This window comes from Mycobacterium sp. AT1 (assembly GCF_002043095.1).
Lineage (GTDB): Bacteria > Actinomycetota > Actinomycetes > Mycobacteriales > Mycobacteriaceae > Mycobacterium.
In genome coordinates this window covers 56,645-75,887 of sequence record NZ_MVOC01000028.1, presented here as the reverse complement: position 1 = coordinate 75,887, position 19,243 = coordinate 56,645, and the positions used below count along the sequence as shown (strand labels likewise).

At 67.4% G+C, this 19,243-nt stretch carries 18 protein-coding genes; 12 read left to right on the top strand and 6 right to left on the bottom strand.

Translation table 11 applies throughout. The features are described from left to right. Window positions 1-162: 162 nt before the first annotated feature. Window positions 163-843, top strand: a complete 681-nt coding sequence (locus B1790_RS14085; RefSeq protein ID WP_079923849.1) for a hypothetical protein — start codon at window positions 163-165, stop codon at window positions 841-843. A 7-nt stretch (window positions 844-850) separates the two neighbouring features. Here B1790_RS14085 and B1790_RS14080 read toward each other — a convergent pair whose 3' ends face one another. Both B1790_RS14080 and gabT read right to left on the bottom strand, forming a co-directional pair. Next, window positions 851-2,284 carry an aminobutyraldehyde dehydrogenase gene (locus B1790_RS14080; RefSeq protein ID WP_079923848.1) on the bottom strand — a complete coding sequence of 478 codons (1,434 nt, stop codon included), beginning with the start codon at window positions 2,282-2,284 and terminating at the stop codon, window positions 851-853. Between the two features lie 2 nt (window positions 2,285-2,286). Beyond that, window positions 2,287-3,627, bottom strand: a complete 1,341-nt coding sequence (gene gabT / locus B1790_RS14075; protein ID WP_079923847.1) for a 4-aminobutyrate--2-oxoglutarate transaminase — start codon at window positions 3,625-3,627, stop codon at window positions 2,287-2,289. A gap of 335 nt (window positions 3,628-3,962) precedes the next feature. On the opposite strand from gabT, the gene yajC reads away from it, so the two are divergent. The 6 genes from yajC (at window position 3,963) to B1790_RS14045 (ending at window position 12,159) form a co-directional block, all read left to right on the top strand. Continuing rightward, complete coding sequence (gene yajC / locus B1790_RS14070) at window positions 3,963-4,355, top strand: preprotein translocase subunit YajC (RefSeq protein ID WP_079923846.1); 393 nt, start codon at window positions 3,963-3,965, stop codon at window positions 4,353-4,355. A 69-nt stretch (window positions 4,356-4,424) separates the two neighbouring features. Further along, window positions 4,425-6,257, top strand: coding sequence for a protein translocase subunit SecD (gene secD / locus B1790_RS14065; RefSeq protein ID WP_079923845.1), 1,833 nt, complete (start codon window positions 4,425-4,427; stop codon window positions 6,255-6,257). 4 nt (window positions 6,258-6,261) lie between these two features. Beyond that, window positions 6,262-7,536: a protein translocase subunit SecF gene (secF, locus tag B1790_RS14060; RefSeq protein WP_079923912.1), complete on the top strand. Its 1,275-nt coding sequence runs from the start codon at window positions 6,262-6,264 to the stop codon at window positions 7,534-7,536. A gap of 6 nt (window positions 7,537-7,542) precedes the next feature. Then, window positions 7,543-9,198 (top strand): ABC transporter substrate-binding protein, encoded by a 1,656-nt coding sequence (locus B1790_RS14055; RefSeq protein ID WP_079923844.1) that lies wholly within the window; start codon window positions 7,543-7,545, stop codon window positions 9,196-9,198. After that, window positions 9,195-9,746: an adenine phosphoribosyltransferase gene (locus B1790_RS14050; RefSeq protein ID WP_233165113.1), complete on the top strand. Its 552-nt coding sequence runs from the start codon at window positions 9,195-9,197 to the stop codon at window positions 9,744-9,746. The genes B1790_RS14055 and B1790_RS14050 overlap by 4 nt, the downstream gene beginning before the upstream one ends. 103 nt (window positions 9,747-9,849) lie before the next feature. After that, entirely contained in the window at window positions 9,850-12,159 is a 2,310-nt protein-coding gene (locus B1790_RS14045) for a bifunctional (p)ppGpp synthetase/guanosine-3',5'-bis(diphosphate) 3'-pyrophosphohydrolase (RefSeq protein ID WP_079923911.1), read from the top strand. An 80-nt stretch (window positions 12,160-12,239) separates the two neighbouring features. Here the strand turns inward: B1790_RS14045 and B1790_RS14040 are convergent, their stop codons facing one another. Further along, complete coding sequence (locus B1790_RS14040; RefSeq protein WP_079923910.1) at window positions 12,240-13,433, bottom strand: MFS transporter; 1,194 nt, start codon at window positions 13,431-13,433, stop codon at window positions 12,240-12,242. A 70-nt stretch (window positions 13,434-13,503) separates the two neighbouring features. Between B1790_RS14040 and B1790_RS14035 the strand changes: the two genes are divergently transcribed. Next, window positions 13,504-13,863, top strand: a complete 360-nt coding sequence (locus tag B1790_RS14035) for a helix-turn-helix transcriptional regulator (RefSeq protein ID WP_079923841.1) — start codon at window positions 13,504-13,506, stop codon at window positions 13,861-13,863. Here B1790_RS14035 and B1790_RS14030 read toward each other — a convergent pair. Beyond that, window positions 13,860-14,822, bottom strand: a complete 963-nt coding sequence (locus B1790_RS14030; protein WP_233165112.1) for a peptidylprolyl isomerase — start codon at window positions 14,820-14,822, stop codon at window positions 13,860-13,862. The genes B1790_RS14035 and B1790_RS14030 overlap by 4 nt on opposite strands. Window positions 14,823-14,900: 78 nt before the next feature. Continuing rightward, the gene (locus tag B1790_RS14025) at window positions 14,901-15,797 is read right to left on the bottom strand and encodes a peptidylprolyl isomerase (protein WP_079923837.1); all 897 of its coding nucleotides are present in this window, start codon (window positions 15,795-15,797) and stop codon (window positions 14,901-14,903) included. Window positions 15,798-15,899: 102 nt separating this feature from the next. Here B1790_RS14025 and B1790_RS14020 point away from each other — a divergent pair, with 102 nt between their 5' ends. From B1790_RS14020 to B1790_RS14005, 4 genes are read left to right on the top strand one after another with little or no spacing between them, the layout of a single operon-like run. Next, window positions 15,900-16,562: an MBL fold metallo-hydrolase gene (locus B1790_RS14020; protein ID WP_079923909.1), complete on the top strand. Its 663-nt coding sequence runs from the start codon at window positions 15,900-15,902 to the stop codon at window positions 16,560-16,562. A gap of 16 nt (window positions 16,563-16,578) precedes the next feature. After that, complete coding sequence (gene hisS / locus B1790_RS14015; protein WP_079923908.1) at window positions 16,579-17,838, top strand: histidine--tRNA ligase; 1,260 nt, start codon at window positions 16,579-16,581, stop codon at window positions 17,836-17,838. 15 nt (window positions 17,839-17,853) lie between these two features. Then, on the top strand, window positions 17,854-18,285 hold the full coding sequence (gene dtd, locus B1790_RS14010) for a D-aminoacyl-tRNA deacylase (protein WP_079923835.1): 432 nt from the start codon (window positions 17,854-17,856) through the stop codon (window positions 18,283-18,285). 48 nt (window positions 18,286-18,333) lie between these two features. After that, complete coding sequence (locus B1790_RS14005; RefSeq protein ID WP_142271305.1) at window positions 18,334-18,762, top strand: hypothetical protein; 429 nt, start codon at window positions 18,334-18,336, stop codon at window positions 18,760-18,762. Between the two features lie 160 nt (window positions 18,763-18,922). Here the strand turns inward: B1790_RS14005 and B1790_RS14000 are convergent, their stop codons facing one another. Continuing rightward, window positions 18,923-19,126, bottom strand: coding sequence for a cold-shock protein (locus B1790_RS14000; RefSeq protein WP_056548397.1), 204 nt, complete (start codon window positions 19,124-19,126; stop codon window positions 18,923-18,925). Window positions 19,127-19,243: the final 117 nt, after the last annotated feature.

Below are 19,243 nucleotides of genomic sequence, written 5' to 3'. Positions count from 1 at the left end.
ACGACATCGTGACGACCCGCAGCCAGGGGCGGGTACCGGGACCGATGTGCCGTCGTCTCGCGCAGAGCTACCTTCGCTGGGGTCGCCAAGAACATTCGCCGGCGACCAACTCGTTAGGTCGTCGAGAACTTGGGTACTCCTGCGGCTAAAGAGGAGGTCGACATGTCACGGGTCGTTTCGGACGATGCGGTGCACGGCGGAAGGATGCGCATCCCCCGCAGCCGTGGTGCGGGTAGCGGGTTGCTGATCGTCGTCTTGGGTCTGTGGGGTGCGTTGGTGCCGTTCGTCGGGCCCGCGTTCGACTTTGCGTACAACCCCGACCAGGGCTCGGAGTGGAGCAGCCCCCGAGGCTGGCTCGAGGTGCTTCCGGGTGTCGTCGCCGTCATCGGCGGCTTGCTTCTGGTGCGCTCCCGCAACCGTGCCACTGCGATGCTCGGCGGATGGCTCAGCGTCGTCGCGGGCGCGTGGTTCGTCATCGGGCGCGTGATGGCGACGACCTTGACCATCGGCGAGATCGGGCGTCCGGTCGCGGACAACGACATCAAGGCGGCCTGGTTGGAGCTGACGTACTTCTACGGTCTCGGGGCGCTGATCATCTTCCTCGGCGCAATGGGGCTGGGACGGTTGTCCGTGCGCAGCGTGCGTGACGTCGACTACGCCCAACGGGTGGCCACCGCCGACCGTGTCGAGCACGTCGACGCCGGCAATCAGCCGACCACGACGATGCTCCCCGCGACCGGGCCGACGCCTACGAGCCATACGTACGGCGGGAACGTTCCGCGGCGCAGCTGGCGGGACCGGTTCAAGCGCCGCGGCCAGGAAGACACCCTCGTCGGTCGGTAGCGCCGAACTATCCGGTGTAGACCATCACGTGCTTGATGCGGGTGTAGTCCTCGAGGCCGTACATCGACAGATCCTTGCCGTGTCCCGACGACTTGAATCCGCCGTGCGGCATCTCCGCGACGAGCGGAATGTGGGTGTTGATCCACACGCACCCGAAGTCCAGGGCGTTGGACACGCGAACGGCGGTGGACACGTCCTTCGTCCAGACCGATGACGCGAGCGCGAACTCCACGCCGTTCGCCTTCTCGAGGGCGTCGTCCTCGTCGGCGAATGACTGCACCGTGATGACGGGTCCGAACACCTCGGTCCGAACCAGCCGGTCGTCCTGCCTTACGCCGCCGATGACGGTCGGGGCGACGTAGAAGCCCGTGTCGCCCTGCCGATGTCCGCCGGCCGCGACGGTGGCGTGGTCGGGCACGTCGTCGAAGAAGCCGAGTACGCGTTCCATCTGGTCGACGTTGTTGACCGGTGGCACCCAGGCATCCTCGTCGCCGGCGGCTCGCCCGAACGTGGTCAAGGCCTTGCCGGCCTGCTCGGCGAGCGCCGCGGTCAGCTCGTCGACGACCGAGGCATGCGCGAGCACCCTGGTGGCCGCGGTGCAGTCCTGCCCGGCGTTGAAGTAGCCGGCCGACGCGATGCCTTCGGCCGCCGCGGCGAGGTCGGCGTCGCCGAACACGATGACCGGTGCCTTGCCGCCCAGTTCGAGGTGGGTGCGCTTCAGGTGGCCGCCGGCGCTGACGGCGACCGCTCGGCCCGCCGCCACCGACCCGGTGATCGACACCATTGCCGGGGTCGGGTGGGCGACGACGGAGGCACCGGTGACCCGGTCACCGGTCACGACGTTCAGCACCCCGGGCGGGAAGTGCTTGGCCGCCAACTCGGCGAGCATGACGGTGGTCACGGGCGTCGTGTCGCTGGGCTTGATGACGACGGTGTTGCCCGCCGCGAACGCCGGGCAGAACTTCCAGACCGCCATCATCATCGGGTAGTTCCACGGTGCCACCTGACCGACCACGCCGACGGGCTCGCGCCGGATCCACGACGTGTGGTCCGGCATGTACTCGCCGGCCGACTTGCCTTCGAGAATCCTTGCGGCACCGGCGAAGAACCGAATCTGGTCGACCATCGGCGGAATCTCTTCCGCCCTGGTGACGTGGTCCGGCTTGCCGGTGTTGCGGCCCTCGGCAGCGACCAGGTCGTCGGCCGCGCGTTCCACCTCGTCGGCGAAGTCCAGAAGTGCCTTCTGTCGAACCGACGGGGTGGTGCGCTTCCAGTCCTTGAACGCCTTCGCCGCCGCGGCGTAGGCGTCGTCGACGTCCTGCTGGTTGGACACGGGCGCAGTGCCGTACCGCTCACCGGTGGTGGGGTCGACCAACGGCATCGTCGCGCCGCTCACCGAGTCGACGAGTTCCCCGCCGATGAAGTTCTTGACCGTCGTCATGGTCAGAGGTCTTTGAGGACCAGAGCGAGTACGTCGAGACCTTCCTCGAGCAGTTCGTCACCGATCGTCAGCGGCGGAAGGAAGCGAAGCACGTTTCCGTAAGTGCCACAAGACAATACGATCACTCCGGCCGCGTGCGCCCCGGCGCACAGGGCCTTGGTCAGCTCCGCGTCCGGCTCGTTGGTGCCGGACTTGACCAACTCGACGGCGATCATCGCGCCGCGGCCGCGCACGTCACCGATACGGTCGTCGTCGGCCTGCATCCGCCCGAGGCGCTCCTTCATGAAGGCCTCGATATCGCGGGCGCGGGCGACCATGCCCTCGCTCTCGATCGTCTCGATCGTCGCAAGGGCGGCGGCGCAGGCGATCGGGTTTCCGCCGTAGGTGCCTCCCAGGCCGCCGACGTGAGGGGCGTCCATGATCTCGGCGCGGCCCGTCACTGCCGCCAGCGGCAGTCCGTCGGCGATGCCCTTGGCGGTGACGATGAGGTCGGGTTCGACGCCGTCGTGCTCGCAGGCGAACATCGCACCCGTTCGGGCGAACCCCGACTGCACCTCGTCGGCGATGAACACCACGTCGTTCTTGCGGCACCAGTCGAGCAGGGTCGGCAGGAAGCCCTCGGCGGGAACGATGAACCCGCCCTCGCCCTGGACCGGCTCGATGATGATCGCGGCCAGGTTGGCGGCACCCACCTGCTTGTCGATGACGTTGATGGCCCGCTTGGCGGCCAACTCGCCGTCGGTCGCCATCTCCTTGCCGAACTCCGCGTCGCGGTAGGGGTAGGACATCGGCGCGCGGTAGACCTCGGGCGCGAACGGACCGAAACCGTGCTTGTAGGGCATCGACTTGGCGGTCAGGGCCATCGTCAGGTTGGTCCGGCCGTGGTAGGCGTGGTCGAACGCGACGACGGCCTGCTTGCCGGTGTAGGTGCGCGCGATCTTGACCGCGTTCTCGACGGCTTCCGAACCCGAGTTGAACAGCGCCGACCGCGCCTCGCCTGCCACGGGGGTCAGCCGGTTGAGCTGCTCGCACACGGCGACGTACCCCTCGTAGGGGGTGACCATGAAGCAGGTGTGGGTGAACGCCTTGGCCTGGGCGGCGACGGCCTCGACGACGCGAGGGGAGGCGTTTCCGACCGTGGTGACGGCGATGCCGGACCCCAGGTCGATGAGCCGGTTGCCGTCGACGTCTTCGACGATGCCGCCACCTGCACGGGCGGCGTAGACCTGCATCGTGTTGCCGATGCCACGAGCAACGGCGCCGGACTTGCGGGCGATCAACGCCGAGGACTTGGGGCCGGGGATCGCGGTGGCGAGGTGGCGGCTCTGTTCGATGGTGCTCACGTCATGACTCCTGCAAACGAAGAGGGGGAGGAGACGTCGAAACGTCAGGGCAAAGCCTAGTCGCCGCTACGGACGACGCGAACGGAAACCTCGGCATGTGCGCAATCCGACGCTCGGATTCGTGCCCAAGGGACCACATTTCTGACGCTTTCGGTGCTGCGCGGCGCTCGGTGCGACGGAATGAGCGGTTAGCGGCACTAACTGCCCTGACGTCGTGACGGGGCAGGTCGGCGGACGGTCGCGGTAATGGCACACTGGTCGGTGACTAGGCCCCCGTGTAATTGCATCCGTTCCGGGGAGCCATGACCGAAATCGATACGAAAGTCAGAGTTGACATGGATCTCGCCATCTTCGTCCCACTGCTCGTCGTCATGGGCGCGTTCATGTTCTTCGCGTCACGTCGGCAAAAGAAGGCCATGCAGGCGACCATCAACCTGCACGACTCGCTGGCGGTCGGCGACGAGATCATGACCACGGCCGGGCTCTACGGCACCATCGCCGCCGTCTCCGATTCCAAGGTCGACGTCGAGATCGCCCCCGGCGTCGTGGTCACCATGCTGAAGCTCGCCGTCAAGGAAAAGACCGTGGTCGACGAGGACGAGTACGACGCCGACGAGTACGAGGACGACGACACCGTCGTGGCCGAGGAGTCGACGGCTCAGGAACTCGACCGACCCGGCGCCGGCACCGAGGTCAAGTCCGACCCGGACCGTCTCACCAAAGACTGACGGCTGAGCACACAGCGCAACCACGTACTCTTTGCGGGTTGACGTACCGATCTGAGGAGAACCAAGAACGTGGCATCGCCTTCGGCGCCGGTGCATCCCTACCGTTACCTGACGCTTTTTCTGGTTCTACTCATCGGTGCATATCTGCTGGTGTTTCTGACCGGAGACAAGCAACCGAAGCCCAAGCTGGGCATCGATCTGCAGGGCGGCACCCGCGTAACCCTGACCGCCCGCACCCCGGACGGCACCCGACCAACTCGTGAGTCCCTCCTGCAGGCGCAGGAGATCATCACCTCCCGCGTCGACGGGCTCGGCGTCTCCGGCTCCGAGGTCGTCGTCGACGGCGACAACCTCGTCATCACCGTGCCGGGCAACGACGGCAACGAGGCCCGCAACCTCGGCCAAACGGCGCGGCTGTACATCCGCCCCGTCATCCACGCCATCCCCGCGGGACAGACGCCACCGCCGGCAGGTCAAGCGCCGGTCGGCGCACCAGGAGCACCCGGTGGCTTGCCGGGAGCTCCCGTTGGTCAGCCGGGGATGCCGCCGGGCATGCCGCCCCTGATCTCACCTGCGGAGCCGGGCGCTCCGATCGTGCCGCCCAGCCAGGACGGCGCTGGGGTAACCGCGCCACCCGCCGGCGAACCGGCACCCGCCGAACCCGCACCCCAGCCGCGGCCCTATCCCGAGGAACCGGCGCCCACGCCCGCACCGACGCCAGGACCTGCACCGGCACCCGGCGCGCCCGCTCCCGGCGGTCCTGCCGCGCCCAATCCCAACCCCAAGGGTGCGGATCTGGCGCAACGCATCTCCGACGAGAAGGCGCTGCGGCAGAGCGCCGATCAGCAGATCCAGCTCCTGGCTCTGCAGTTCCAGGCCACTCGCTGCAACGACGAGGACATCCTCGCCGGAAACGACGACCCCAACCTCCCCCTGGTGACCTGCTCGCAGGACCACAAGGAGGTGTATCTGCTCGACAAGTCGATCATCAGCGGCGAGCAGATCGAGAGCGCGTCCTCCGGCCTTGACCAGCAGCGCGGCGAGTACGTCGTCGACCTGCAGTTCAAGGGCGAGGGCTCCGACATCTGGGCCAACTTCACCGCAGCCAACGTGGGCACGCAGACCGCGTTCACCCTCGACTCGCAGGTGGTCAGCGCCCCGCAGATCAACGAGGCGATTCCCGGCGGGCGCACCCAGATCACCGGCAACTTCACCCAGGACTCGGCCCGTGAGCTCGCCAACGTGCTCAAGTACGGCTCGTTGCCGCTGTCGTTCGAGTCCTCCGAGGCCGACACCGTCTCGGCAACCCTCGGGCTGACGTCGCTTCGGGCTGGTCTCATCGCCGGTGCGATCGGCCTTGGGCTGGTGCTGCTGTATTCGCTTCTGTATTACCGCGTGCTGGGACTGCTGACGGCGCTGTCGCTGGTGGCCTCGGGCGCGATGGTCTACGCGATCCTGGTGCTGCTCGGCAGGTACATCGGTTACACGCTCGACCTGGCAGGTATCGCGGGTCTGATCATCGGCATCGGCACCACCGCCGACTCGTTCGTGGTGTTCTTCGAACGCATCAAGGACGAGATCCGGGAGGGCCGTTCCTTCCGGTCGGCCGTGCCACGAGGCTGGGCCCGCGCCCGCAAGACGATCCTGTCCGGCAACGCGGTCAGCTTCCTGGCCGCCGCGGTGCTCTACGTGCTCGCCGTCGGACAGGTCAAGGGCTTCGCGTTCACCCTTGGCCTGACCACCATCCTCGACGTCGTCGTGGTGTTCCTGGTGACCTGGCCGCTGGTGTTCCTCGCATCCAAGTCGGCGACGTTGTCCAAGCCGGCATTCAACGGCCTCGGTGCGGTGCAGCAGATTGCCCGTGAACGCCGAGCCGCCGCCACGTCAGCGGGAGGGCGGTAGCGACATGGCCAAGCATGAATCCAAGAACGACGTGACCGACGACGGTGCTGCAGTCGAACTCGACGACTCGGCTGCCCAGGATCTGGGCACGGCAGGCGCAGGCGCACCTCGACACAATTTCTTCGTCCGCCTCTACACGGGTACCGGCGCGTTCGACGTGGTCGGCAAGCGCAAGCTGTGGTTCGGCATCAGTGGCGCGATCGTCCTGGTCTGCCTCGTCAGCATCGCCATTCGCGGTTTCACCTTCGGCATCGACTTCGAGGGCGGCACCAAGGTGTCGATGCCCGCGGCGGGCATGCAGGGTCAGGTGACGACCCAGCAGGTCGAGGACGTCTTCAACAAGACGCTCGGCGGCACGCCCGAGTCGGTGGTCCAGGTGGGCAACGGTGCCTCGGCAACGATCCAGATCCGTACCGAGAAGCTGAGCAACCCGGACAACGAAAAACTGCGCACCGCGCTGTTCGAGGCGTTCCAGCCCAAGGCTGCCGACGGTCAACCCAGCCAGGCCGAGGTCAGCAGCTCCGACGTCTCGGAAACCTGGGGCGGCCAGATCACCAAGAAGGCGCTCATCGCGCTGGTGGTCTTCTTGGTTCTCGTCTCTGCCTACATCGCGATTCGTTACGAGCGGTACATGGCGGCGGCGTCGCTGGCGGCGCTGGTGTTCGACCTCTTGGTGACGGCCGGGGTCTACTCCTTGGTCGGCTTCGAGGTCACCCCAGCCACGGTGATCGGTCTTCTGACGATTCTCGGCTTCTCGCTGTACGACACGGTCATCGTGTTCGACAAGGTCGAGGAGAACGTGCACGGATTCGAACACACCACGCGCAGGACCTTCGCCGAACAGGCCAACCTCGCGATCAACCAGACGTTCATGCGGTCGATCAACACCAGCTTGATTTCGGTGCTGCCGATCCTCGCGCTGATCGTCGTGGCGGTCTGGTTGCTCGGTGTCGGCACCCTGCAGGACCTCGCGTTGGTGCAGCTGGTCGGCGTCGTCGTCGGCACGTATTCGTCGATCTTCTTCGCAACGCCGCTCTTGGTGGCGATGCGGGAGCGGACGGAGTTGGTCAAGGCACACACCCGGCGGGTGAACAACAGGCGCAAGGGCCGGAGTTCGACGCCGGTGGACTCGGCGGGGGATCCCGTCGACTCGGTGACCGATGCCGAGCCCGAGAAGGTGTCCGTCGCGGCCACCCCCGCCCCCGAGAAGCCGGTACCCGGTGCCAAGCCGAGCCGTCCCACCGGTAGGCCGTCGGGTAAGCGGAACACCAGGCGGTAAGCCTCGATGATCGCCCGACCTCGGCGGGTCTCGATCCTGGCGGCAGTGATGTCGCTGGTCGGCTGTCTCGGCTTGTCGTCCTGCGCGAGCGGACCGGCCGACGACGTCGACTACGCCGTCGACGGCACCTTGGTCACCTACAACACCAACACGGTGACGGGGGCCGCCTCGGCGGGACCGCAGGCGTTCGCGCGCGTGCTGACCGGGTTCAACTATCACGGGCCCGAGGGCCAGGTCGTCGGCGATCGCGACTTCGGCACCATCTCGGTGGTGGGGCGCGCACCGTTGCTGCTGGACTACGTGATCAGCGACGACGCCGTGTACTCCGATGGCAAGCCCGTCACGTGTGACGACATGGTGTTGGCGTGGGCGGCGCAGTCCGGCCGGTTCCCCGGATTCGACGCCGCCAGCCGGGCGGGGTACGGCGACGTGGCCGACGTCGACTGCGCCCCTGGACAGAAGAAGGCCAGGGTGTCGTTCGCCCAGGACCGCGGGTTCGTCGACTTCGGACAACTGTTCGCGGCGACGGCGATGATGCCGTCACACGTCATCGCCGACGAGCTCGGTGCGGGCGACGGCGCGGTCACCGCCGCAATCCAGTCCGGTGACCTGCCGAGGATCGAGCGCATCGCCCAGCTGTGGAACACCATCTGGAATCTGACCCCCGATCTGGATCTGAAACGGTTCCCGTCGTCGGGGCCGTACAAGCTGAGCTCGGTCGGCGACGACGGTGCCGTCGTGCTGGTGGCCAACGACAAGTGGTGGGGCGCAATGCCCGTCACGGGCAAGATCACCGTGTGGCCGCGTGGCGCCGACGTCCAGGAGCGGGTGAACGCGGGCGACTACGACGTCGTGGACATCGCGGCCGGGTCTTCGGGCACACTGAACCTGCCCGACGACTTCGTGCGGACCGACAGCCCGTCGGCGGGCATCGAACAATTGATCTTCGCGCCGAGCGGGCCGCTGCTGAACCCGGCGGCGCGTCGCGCGGTTGCCCTGTGCACGCCGCGGGACGCGATTGCCAGGAACGCTGAAGTGCCGGTGTCCAACAGTCGGCTGAATCCGACCGCGGAGGACTCGACGACGGCCGCAGAGAACGCCGCGGAGGGCGGCCGGTTCAGCGCGTCGAATCCCGTGGCGGCGCGAGAAGCGATTGGCGGCAAGCCGCTGACCGTTCGCATCGGCTATCAAAGCCCGAATGCGCGACTGGCGGCGACCGTCGGTGCGATCGCGAAGGCGTGCGAGCCGGCGGGCATCGCGGTCGAGGATGCCGCGTCGGATGCGATCGGCCCGGACTCGTTGCGGCAGAACCAGATCGACGTGTTGCTTGCGAGCACGGGCGGTGCGGCGGGCAGCGGGTCGACCGGTTCGTCGGCGATGGACGCCTACGACCTGTTCAGCGGCAACGGCAACAACCTGTCGGGGTACGCAAACGAGCAGGTGGACGGTGTCATCGGCGCATTGGCGGTGACGTCCGACCCGAAGGAGTTCGCCCGCCTGTTGGGTGAGGGTGCACCCGTACTGTGGGACGACATGCCAACTCTGCCGTTGTACCGTCAGCAGCGAACTCTGCTGGCGTCGACGAAGATGACGGCCGTGAACAGCAGTCCGACGCGATGGGGTGCAGGGTGGAACATGGACCGTTGGGCACTGAGTCGATGAGTGAAGCGACCGTGAGCGGCTCCGCCGTCGACGTTGCGGCGGTGATCGAGTCGTTGATGCGCGAGGTTCCCGACTTCCCGGAGCCAGGAATCCAGTTCAAGGACCTCACTCCGGTGCTCGCCGACGCGCGCGGACTCGCGACGGTGACCGACGCGCTGGCCGCCGTCGCCGGCGAGGTGGACCTGGTGGCGGGCATCGACGCGCGCGGCTTCCTGTTGGGCGCCGCGGTCGCGATCCGCCTTGGCACGGGCGTGCTGGCGATCCGCAAGGGTGGCAAGCTGCCGCCGCCGGTGCACCGCGAGACCTACGATCTCGAATACGGCAGCGCGGCGCTCGAGATTCCGGCCGACGGAATGGATTTGACGGGTCTGCGCGTTCTGCTGGTGGACGACGTCCTCGCGACTGGTGGCACCCTTGCCGCAGCGGCCAAGCTGCTGCGGACCGGTGGCGCGACGGTAACGGACACCGCGGTCGTGTTGGAACTCGCGGCGCTCACCGGCCGCGCGAAACTGCCAGACCTGGCAGTCACCAGCCTGTACGTGGTGTGATGCGAACAGTTGCGGGGCCGACGGGGATATCCTCGGTGGGTACCGGCATGGGCAGGAGGTGAGCGCGGTGGCCGACGATCACGCGTTGACGCAAACCCAGCCGATGCCCGTCATCACCCCGGACACGGTCGCGCCCGAGACCGCCAAGAGTTCCTCGAGTGCATCCCGACGAGTGCGGGCCCGGCTCGCCCGCCGGATGACCTCACAGCGCAGCGCTGTGAACCCGGTCCTCGAACCGCTGGTTGCGGTGCACCGCGAGGTCTACCCGAAGGCCGACCTGGCACTGCTGCAGCGCGCGTACGAAGTGGCCGAGATGCGGCACGCCGACCAGTTGCGCCGCTCCGGTGATCCGTACATCACCCACCCCTTGGCGGTGGCCAACATCCTCGCCGAACTCGGCATGGACACCACCACGCTCGTCGCCGCGCTGCTGCACGACACCGTGGAGGACACCGGCTACACCCTCGAGGCGTTGACCACCGACTTCGGGGTCGAGGTCGGCCACCTGGTGGACGGCGTCACCAAGCTCGACAAGGTGGTTCTTGGCAACGCCGCCGAGGGCGAGACGATCCGCAAGATGATCATCGCCATGGCGCGCGACCCGCGGGTGTTGGTGATCAAGGTCGCCGACCGGCTGCACAACATGCGCACCATGCGCTTCCTGCCGCCGGAGAAGCAGGCCCGCAAGGCCCGCGAGACACTGGAAGTGATTGCGCCGCTTGCTCATCGGCTTGGCATGGCGACGGTCAAGTGGGAGCTCGAGGATCTGTCGTTCGCGATCCTGCACCCGAAGAAGTACGACGAGATCGTGCGGTTGGTTGCCGACCGCGCACCGTCGCGGGACACCTATCTGGCCAAGGTGCGGGCCGAGATCGCCAACACCGTGAACTCGTCGAAGATCAACGCCACCGTCGAGGGCAGGCCGAAGCACTACTGGTCGATCTATCAGAAGATGATCGTCAAGGGCCGCGACTTCGACGAGATCCACGACCTGGTGGGCGTGCGCATCCTGTGCGACGAGATCCGCGACTGCTATGCCGCCGTCGGTGCGGTGCACTCGCTGTGGCAGCCGATGGCGGGCCGGTTCAAGGACTACATCGCCCAGCCGCGCTACGGCGTCTACCAGTCGCTGCACACCACGGTGGTCGGGCCCGAGGGCAAGCCGCTGGAGGTGCAGATCCGCACCCGCGACATGCATCGCACCGCCGAGTACGGCATCGCCGCCCACTGGCGGTACAAGGAAGCCAAGGGCCGCAACGGCATTCCGGCCAACAACGCCGCCGCCGAGATCGACGACATGGCGTGGATGCGTCAACTCCTCGACTGGCAGCGGGAAGCCGCCGACCCTGGTGAGTTCCTCGAGTCGCTGCGCTACGACCTTGCGGTGCAGGAGATCTTCGTCTTCACCCCCAAGGGTGACGTGGTGACGCTGCCGACCGGGTCGACGCCGGTGGACTTCGCCTACGCGGTGCACACCGAGGTCGGCCATCGCTGCATCGGTGCGCGGGTCAACGGTCGACTGGTGGCGCTGGAGCGCAAGCTGGAAAACGGCGAAGTGGTCGAGGTGTTCACCTCCAAGGCGCTCAACGCCGGCCCGTCGCGGGACTGGCAGACGTTCGTGGTGTCCCCGCGGGCCAAGGCCAAGATCCGGCAGTGGTTCGCCAAGGAGCGCCGTGAGGAAGCCCTCGAATCCGGTAAGGATTCGATCGCCAGGGAGGTGCGCCGCGGCGGTCTTCCGTTGCAGCGCTTGATGAATGCCGAGTCGATGGCGGCGCTGGCTCGGGAGCTGCGCTACGTCGACGTGTCGTCGCTGTACACCGCGGTCGGCGAGGGACACGTCTCGGCGCGGCACGTCGTGCAGCGGTTGGTCGCCCAGCTCGGTGGGGACGAAGAGGCCGAGAACGAGATCGCCGAGCGGTCGACGCCGGCGACCATGCCGGTGCGGCAACGCACCAGCGAGGACGTCGGCGTCGCGGTTCCCGGTGCGCCCGGGGTCCTCACCAAGTTGGCGAAGTGCTGTACTCCGGTGCCCGGTGACAACATCCTCGGCTTCGTCACCCGCGGCGGCGGTGTCAGCGTGCACCGCACCGACTGCACGAACGCGACGTCGCTGGAAGCGCAGTCCGAACGCATCATCGACGTCAAGTGGGCGCCGTCCCCGTCGTCGGTCTTCCTCGTCGCCATCCAGGTGGAAGCCCTCGACCGTCATCGGCTGCTGTCCGACGTGACGCGCGTGCTGGCCGACGAGAAGGTCAACATCCTGTCGGCGTCGGTCGCGACGTCCAACGACCGGGTGGCGATCAGCCGCTTCACCTTCGAGATGGGCGACCCCAAGCACCTGGGTCACGTGCTGAACGTGGTCCGCAACGTGGAGGGCGTCTACGACGTCTACCGGGTGACGTCCGCCGCCTAGATCCCCTCCGCCGAACGTGGACATTTGTCACGCGATTCGACTGCCCGGCGTGGGCGAAGTCCACACTCGGCGGGGTCAGGTCAGCGGTTGCGTGAGCTGATCGCGCCGACGCCGGCGGCGACGAAGCACGCCGCGGCCACCGCATAGGCGAACCACGGGAACACCTCACCGAGCGGCCAGCGGGTCGCGGCCCAGCCCGCGGCGATGGTCGGCACTGTCATGGCGCCGTAGGCCATCAGGTAGAACGCCGACATCGTCTCGCCGCGGCGGTTGGCGGGCACGACGTGGGACAGATGGCGCAGCGAGCCGCCGAAGCCGAGCCCGAACGTCGCGCCGAGGAACGCGGCTGCGACGAGCACCATCGGCCAGCTGTGCGTCGCCAAGACGGGCACGGTGAGGATCAGGGCGATCGCCATGCCGACGTCGCCGACGATGGCGGACCGGCGGGCCGGTATCCGGGTCGAGAAGAGCTGGGCCAAGGCCGCCGCAAATGCCGTCGTCCCGACCACCGCGCCGCCGAACACCAGGTTGTGGACGTGCGTCTGCTGGGCCGCCAACGACGGGTAGAGCGAGAGCAGGACGCCGAGAACCGACCACGACGCGGTGGCGCCGAGGGCGGCGAACCAGAAGTCGGCGCGGATCTCGGGGGGCACGGCGGGTTTGGCGATGCGGATGGGGCCGCGGGTTCGCGCCAGGTGTGGCTCGCGCAGCGCGACGAGGCCGATGCCGAGGACGGCGCAGAGCACCGCGACGATCGCGTACGGCGTGCGCATCGGATGCGGCGCGTACTGCGCCAGCACCGCCGAGCCGACGATCGCGACCGTCATGCCGATGTTGAAGGCCACCCCGCTGAGCTGACCGGAACGGACTCCGTGGTTGGGGCGCAGGTCCAGCAGGGCCGCCGCGCCTGCCACCACGATCGAGCCGACGGCAGCGCCGTGAATGACCCTGGCGAGCATGAGCATCGCCATGCCGTCGGCGATCAGGAAGATGCCGAGACCGACGATCATCGCCACCACGGCACCGATGAGCACGGGCTTGCGTCCGACGACGTCGGAGACCTTGCCTGCGACCAGGACGGCGGCAAGTGCGGCAACGGCGTAGACCGCGAAGACCAGGGTGGTGGACAGCGGGGAGAGGTGCCACTGCTCCTCGTACATGCCGTACAGCGGTGCGGGCAGGCCCGAGACTCCCAGCGCGACGCCGCTCAGGACGAGCAGCAGGGTGTAGGCCCCGCGCTGTGTCTCGGCGGTGCCTGGTGCGGAGGCGACCACTGCCACGAATCCTCCTCGTGCGGACGGAGTTCGACGGGCGTCGAACTCGGTCAAGAGTACGCTCGGTTCGATGAACGTCGAACCGGCAGTGGGGGAGAACACGGTGGAGTCGCCGTTTCCGACGTTCCCCGTCGCCGGCGTGCAGCAGCTCTTGGCCGCGCTCGCCGACCCGGTACGGCTGGAAATGGTCCGACGCTTGATGAACAGCGGTGGGCCGATGATCTGTTCGGCGCTGTACGACGGCATCAACAAATCCACGGCGACCCACCACTTCACGATCCTCCGCGAAGCGGGGATCACCGAGCGGCTGGCGATCGACGGACACACGGTGCTGCGATTGCGGGTCGAGCCGGTCGAGGCGGAAGTCCCCGGTCTCCTCGGGTCGATCGTCGGCAAGGCCAACCGCGAACTGAGCGCGCCCGGCTCCTAGTCGAGTCGGATCGACCCGATGGTCACGTCGACGGCGGGCTTGCCGTCGTCACCGCCATCCTTGACGCCACCCGCGGCGATCCGGTCGACGACCGCGAGTCCGGTCTCGTCGACCGTGCCGAACACCGTGTAGGTCGGCGGCATCTCGGAGTCCTCGTAGACGATGAAGAACTGACTGCCGTTGGTTCCCTGCCCGGAGTTCGCCATTGCGAGGGTGCCCCGTGGATAGATCACCGTGGACTGCAGCGCCGGGTCGGCGAGCCGGTACTGATTGGTCGGGTACTCGTTGGGGAACCGGTAGCCAGGCCCGCCGTCGCCCTCACCCGTCGGATCGCCGCACTGCAGCACGCCAAGGGTGCTCGACGTGGTCAGCCGGTGACACGGCGTCTCGTCGTAGAACCCCTGCTGGGCCAGGCTGACGAAGTTGTTGACCGTGCAGGGCGCCTTGCCGTTGTCCAAGCTGAGCCCGATGGCACCGTCATTGGTGACGACGGTGGACTCGACGGTCTCCGGGGTGGTGGGGATGCGTCCCGTCCGCGGCGGGTTCACCGGCTTGCTGGCCGGCGCGGTCGTGGCCGGGTACTGGCAGTTGGACCCGAGTGTCGCCGACGGCTTGAACGGCGGTAGCGGCTGACCCGGCGGCGAGGCGGTGACGCCCGGTGAGCCCGACCGCGAGCGGTTCGCGTCGACGTCCTCGGCGAAGCGGATCAGCACACCCGCCAGGACGACCGTGGCGACGACTGCCAGCACAGTCAACACCGCCACCACGTAACTGATCACCAGGCCGGCGATCGCCAGGCCGTGACCACCTTCGCGGGACTTCTTGATCTGCGACAGGGACATGTGTCCGAAGACGATGCCCAGCGGAAAGAACAGGAACGCACAGATGAGCGACGCGATCGCCAACCCGTTGGTGTTCTGCGGCTGCGGTGGCGGTCCGTAATAAGGGGGTCCGGGCACCGGGCCCGACCGCAATGGCGGGTACTCCCCGTAGGGCGGGGGAGGCGGGATGGTCACTGCGGTCGGCCCGGTCCGGCGTCAGTCCAGTTGGAGCGACTTGATTTGAACTGGCGTCTTGGGCGCGCCGTCGTCGGCACCGCGATCGCCGGGGACCACGCCGCCTGCGGCGATCTTGTCGAGCGTTGCCAGACCCGTCGCGTCGATCGTGCCGAACGCGGTGTAGTTCGGGGGCAGCTGAGAATCCTTGAACACCAGGAAGAACTGGCTGCCGTTGGACCCGGGTGCGCCCGTGTTGGCCATCGCCAACGTGCCGCGGGGATAGATCACCGGCGACTGCAACGCTGGGTCGTCGGGCCGGTACTGGTTGGTCGGGTACTCGTTGACGAAGCCGTAGCCGGGTCCGCCGGTGCCCTTGCCAGTCGGATCGCCGCACTGCAGGACCGAGAGGCCCGGGGACGTCGTCAGCCGGTGGCAGGGGGTGTCGTTGAAGTAGCCCTGCTGCGCGAGGCTGGCGAAGCTGTTCACCGTGCACGGCGCCTTCGCATTGTCGAGCTGGAGCCCGAGGTTGCCCGCCGAGGTCGTCATGGATGCGCTGATCTGCGCCGGTTCCGTCGGCACCTTGCCCGAACGCGGTGGGTTGTTCTTCTTGCTGGCCGGCTCGCCCTGCGAGGCCGGGTACTGGCAATCGGCGCCAAGGTCGGCCGGGGCGACGAACGGCGGAAGACCGCTGCCGCCCGGCGGCGGGGTCGGCTCGGCGGCGCTCGTCGGCGACGGCGTGTCGGCCGAGGCCTGGGTGTCGGAGTCCTTGCTGGTCAAGGTCACCGTTGCGACGACGGCGCCGATGACCAGGAGCACTCCCGCCGCGGAACCGATGATGGTGAAGAGGCGTCGCTTGCGCTCCTGGGCGGCGCGGCGCTCGAGCTGCCGCTCCAGTTTGCGCTTGGCCGTTTCCCGCCGCTGTTCGTTCGTCGGCACCGCGAAGTCCTCCTCGTGTTCGTGATCGGCAACGAGTGTGCCAGCAATGTCTGAGAAGAGGCCCTGCGACCCGCGATTGTGGTGGATGGGAAACTGGTCGGCGTGTTCCTCACAGGGTTTCCGGCAGGCATGTTGCAGTGCAACTGCTACGTGCTGGCCCCGAAGCAGGGGGCCGATGCGATCGTCGTCGACCCTGGCCAACGCGCGATGGCGCCATTGCGCAAGATCCTCGACGAGAACCGGCTGACCCCGGCCGCCGTCCTGCTGACGCACGGCCACGTCGACCACATGTGGTCGGCGCAGAAGGTCGCCGACACCTACGGGTGCCCGGTGTTCATCCATCCCGAGGATCGGGAGATGCTCACCGATCCCATCAAGGGCTTGGGACCACGACTGGCTCAGCTGGCGTTGTCGACGATGTTCCGCGAACCACGCCAGGTGGTCGAGTTGGACCGCGACGGCGACAAGATCGAGCTGGGCGGCGTCACCGTCACCGTCGACCACACGCCGGGGCACACCAGGGGGTCGGTCGTGTTTCGGGTGTCGCCGGGCGCTAGCGGCGACCTGGCGTTCACCGGTGACACACTGTTCAAGCAGTCGATCGGGCGTACCGATCTCTACGGCGGCAGCGGGCGCGACCTGCTGACGTCGATCGTGTCAAAACTGTTGGTGCTCGACGACGACACCGTGGTACTACCTGGGCACGGTCCCAAGACCACGATCGGTGCCGAGCGTCGCACCAACCCGTTCCTCGAAGGAATCTGACTGAAATGTGCCGCACGTGAGTGACTTTCAGGCGCCCAAGGGCGTCCCGGACTACCTTCCGCCGGAGTCGGCGCAGTTCGTGGCGGTCCGCGACGGCTTGCTCGACGCCGCCCGTCGGGCTGGCTACGGCCACGTGGAGCTGCCGATCTTCGAGGACACCGCGCTGTTCGCCCGTGGCGTCGGCGAGTCGACCGACGTAGTCAGCAAGGAGATGTACACCTTCGCCGATCGCGGCGAGCGATCGGTGACGCTGCGGCCGGAGGGCACCGCGGGCGTCATGCGGGCCGTCATCGAGCACAACCTGGACCGCGGCCAACTGCCCGTCAAACTGCGCTACTCGGGTCCGTTCTTCCGCTACGAGCGACCGCAGGCCGGCCGATACCGTCAGCTGCAGCAGGTCGGCGTCGAGGCCATCGGGGTCGACGATCCGGCGCTGGACGCCGAGGTGATCGCGATTGCCGACGAGGGTTTCCGCTCACTTGGCCTCGACGGGTTCCGGCTTGAGCTCACCTCCCTCGGCGACGAGACGTGTCGGCCGCAGTACCGGGAGTTGTTGCAGCAGTTCCTCTTCGGTCTCGATCTCGACGAGGACACCCGTCGTCGCGCCGAGATCAACCCGCTGCGCGTGCTCGACGACAAGCGCCCGCACGTGCGCGAGATGACGGCCGCGGCACCGCTGATGCTCGACCACCTCTCCGACGTCGCCAAGCAGCACTTCGACACCGTGCTCAGCCACTTGGACGCGTTGGGCGTGCCGTACGTGATCAACCCGCGGATGGTGCGCGGTTTGGACTACTACACCAAGACGACGTTCGAGTTCGTCCACGACGGGCTCGGCGCGCAGTCGGGCATCGGCGGCGGTGGTCGTTACGACGGTCTGATGAAACAGCTTGGCGGCCAAGATCTCTCGGGTATCGGCTTCGGTCTCGGCGTCGACCGCACGGTGTTGGCGCTGGCGGCCGAGGGCAAGACCGTCGGGGAGACCGCCCGCGTCGAGGTGTTCTGCGTACCGCTGGGTGACGCGGCGAAGCTGGCGTTGGCGACGGTGGCGGGTGAACTGCGCGCGGCAGGCCTTCGGGTCGACGTCGCCTACGGGGACCGGGGACTCAAGGGCGCGATGCGCGCGGCCGACCGGTCCGGTGCGCGGATCGCCCTGGTGGCGGGTGACCGTGACGTCGAGGCCGGAACCGTGGGTGTGAAGGACCTCGGGACTGGGGAGCAGGTCGACGTTCGATCCGACGCCGTCGCGGCCGAGGTTCGCTCCCGGCTGACCTGACCCGCAGGAGCGAGCGTGCGAGTTCTGGTGCAGCGGGTGACGTCGGCTCGGGTCGTGGTGGACGGCGTGTCGGTCGGGGAGATACACCCCGACCGACAGGGATTGGTCGCGTTGGTGGGTGTCACGCACGGGGACGACGCGGACGTCGGGTCGCGGATGGCAGACAAGCTGTGGCGGCTGCGCATCCTCGACGGCGAACTGTCGGCCGCCGACGTGGGTGCGCCGATCCTCGTCGTCAGTCAGTTCACCCTCTACGCCAACACCGTCAAGGGCAGGCGGCCGTCGTGGAACGCCGCCGCACCTCGGGCGGTCGCCGAACCGGTGGTGTCGGCCTTCGCCGACGCGCTACGAGGCCTCGGAGCGCACGTCGAGACGGGTGTCTTCGGCGCCGACATGGCCGTCGAGCTCGTCAACGACGGTCCGGTGACGCTGATGCTGGAGCTCTGACCGCCCCCGCGGTGTAACGGTCCGGTACCGTTCGACGATGTGACGATCATGCGAAAAGCGACAAGCAAGATCGGGGCAGCCTTCGGAATGGCGGCGCTGGTGGCCGCCGCAGGGTTGGCCTCACCGGCCACTTCGAACGCCGAACCTGCAGGTCATCAGGTTCGATACACGCTGGTCTCGGCGGGCGACGCGGACTTCGACCTCTTCTATCTGGTCAACCAGCCGGCGGACAAGGCGGCGTACAACGCCGATTCCTACGCCTATCTGAAGAAGGAAGAAATCACCCTGGCCGCCGGTGTGCCGTGGGTGTTCGAAACCACGCTCGCAGACCCGCAGTGGGCGATCCTCACGGTCAGCAGCACCACTCACGGTGGTCGCGCGGCGCCGAACCCGCACTGCGACATCGCCGTCGACGGTCAGATCGCCGTGCAGCAGGACGCACCGTACAACCTGCAGTGCCAGCTCGGTCAGTGGTAAATCACTCGTAGCCCTTCGGACGCGGCGGCCCACATCAGTGGTCGTCGCGTCCGATTGCGTTGACGCAGTGCATCGTTCAGGCCGCGCCGATCTCAAGGGGGCCTAAAACGGACTATGGGCTGGCAAGGTTTGCACCTTGCCAGCCCATAGAAGGAAGTTCTTAGATCGCGGTAACTCCGGTGGCCTGGGGGCCCTTCGCACCTTGTCCGACATCGAACTGAACCCGCTGAGCCTCTTCCAGCGAGCGGTAGCCGCCGCCTTGGATCTCAGAGTAGTGGACGAAGACATCCGGGGAGCCGTCGTCGGGGGCGATAAAGCCGAAGCCCTTTTCGCTGTTGAACCATTTCACAGTTCCCTGTGCCATACTATTTTACTTCTTTCATCAGGAGCGGATGTGTCTTACACCCGTAGGAAAGTCTACTGCACAAACCGCTGCGTATCTCACTAAAGATCGCCAATTTTGCGGATTGACTTTCGGATC